Source organism: Bradyrhizobium sp. (genome assembly GCF_016462955.1).
Taxonomy (GTDB): Bacteria; Pseudomonadota; Alphaproteobacteria; order Rhizobiales; family Xanthobacteraceae; genus Bradyrhizobium.
In genome coordinates, this window is the sequence record NZ_JAEMSD010000004.1 from 18,045 (window position 1) to 19,734 (window position 1,690).

Consider the following 1,690-nt stretch of genomic DNA (forward strand, 5'->3'; position numbering starts at 1 on the left):
CGCCCTCACCGCCCGCTCGAGCTCATCTGCCGCAGAGCGCTTGAGGAGATAACCCCGGGCTCCTGCCTGAAGCATGGGCTGGACGTAGGCGTGGTCCTCGTGAACGGTCAACGCCAACAGACGAACCTGAGGAAGCTGCGCTGCGACTGTGCGAGCGACTTCGAGGCCGCTGATGCCGGGAAGCGAAATGTCCAGGATGGCGATGTCCGGCGTGACCTGGCGAATGATATCGAGGGCCGTCTGTCCGTCCGTGGCTTCTCCCACGATCTCGATATCCTCCACCGCCTGCAGCAGCGCTTTCATTCCAGCCAGGACGAGCGGATGATCGTCAGTTAACGTGATCCGGATCGGGCACATAGCCCATCTCCTCTGCTGGCACGGGAACTCTCATGAAAAGGGAAGTGCCACGGCCCGGCTCAGACTCGATCGCTAAAGATCCACCCAGAAGCGTGAGGCGCTCCTCGATGACCGAGAGGCCGAGCTTTGCGTGGCGGGCATCACTGGTCGAGAACTCTTGAAGGTCGAATCCGTTTCCATCGTCTTCGACGACGATCCGCAGCTCTGCCGCGCGCCGGTCGACCACCACGCTGACGTTTCGCGCCTTCGCGTGCTTGACCACATTGTTTACGGCCTCCTGGACTGCGCGGTAGGCGGCAATTTCGACGTCCTGGGCGAGACGTTCCCTTCTGCCCAAATGCTGGAAATCCACGCTGATCCCGAACCGCCGCTGGATCTCGGCGCAGAATGCCTCGAGCGCCTTGTAGAGCCCGAGATCGTCAAGAGCCGTCGGCCGAAGATCGGATGCGACTTGATGGATGTCGCGGCCAATTTCTCTGGCCAGTCCTTGGAGCCAGTTGAGCTTCTCCAGCCCGACCTTGCGCTTTTGACTTGCGCCGAGAAACTGCTCCAGGTTTTTGAGCCCCAGAAGGAGGCCCGTGATCGTCTGGCCGATTTGATCGTGAAGCTCGCGCGCAATGCGACGGCGTTCATTTTCCTCTGCTTCCGAAAGACGGCGGAGCAGTCGCTGCCGCTCGAGCTCGGCCCGTTTCGTTTCGTCGATATCCAGAATGACACCATAGACGACATCCGGGTTGTTCTGGTCGAGCCGGGACAGACGCCCACTGGCACGTAACCACCGACTGTGTGGAAGAGCGGTTCGGAAATCTGCAATCGCGACGTTTCCTGAACGACATCCCATGAACGAAGATTCAAACTGCTGCCGGTCGGCGGGCTCGATGCAGTTCAGCATCCGATCGATGGGCAAACTGGTGTCGCCGTCAGAGGAGCCGCCCATCTGCAACATCTCTCGCGCACGAGGCGACACGAGCGCTTCCCTGGTTGCGAAGTTCCAGCTGAACACGCCGAGGTCTGCGGCATCAATCGTAAGCCTGCGCTGCTCTTCACTGGCGCTGAGTGCCAAAGCGGCCTGCGCCTCCTGCTCGCGTCGGCGAAGAGAAATGTCACGGATCGTGTACCAAGCCAAGGTCAATGCCAGGACGAAGCTCAGGACCCCGCCCCCGGCCAGAAAGATGGCCGATCGTTGAACGGGGCCATTGAGCTCTTGCGTCGGTATTCCGAAATGGACCGACCAGCCACTTGTGCCGGGTATGAGCTTGTAAATCGAGTCGACCTGTTCGCCGGTGGGGGTCCTCTTGACATAGCTTCCTTGCGGCGCTGCGGCGATCGCCTG

At 60.8% G+C, this 1,690-nt stretch carries 2 protein-coding genes; both read right to left on the reverse strand.

The window, feature by feature from the left end; all coding sequences use genetic code 11:
* The coding region (locus tag JHD07_RS00975; protein ID WP_291618047.1) for a response regulator transcription factor at positions 1–357 on the reverse strand (357 nt) is incomplete at its 3' end.
* Positions 329–1,690 (reverse strand): PAS domain-containing sensor histidine kinase (locus JHD07_RS00980; protein ID WP_291618049.1); only part of this gene is annotated, 1,362 nt, incomplete at its 5' end. The genes JHD07_RS00980 and JHD07_RS00975, both read right to left, overlap by 29 nt.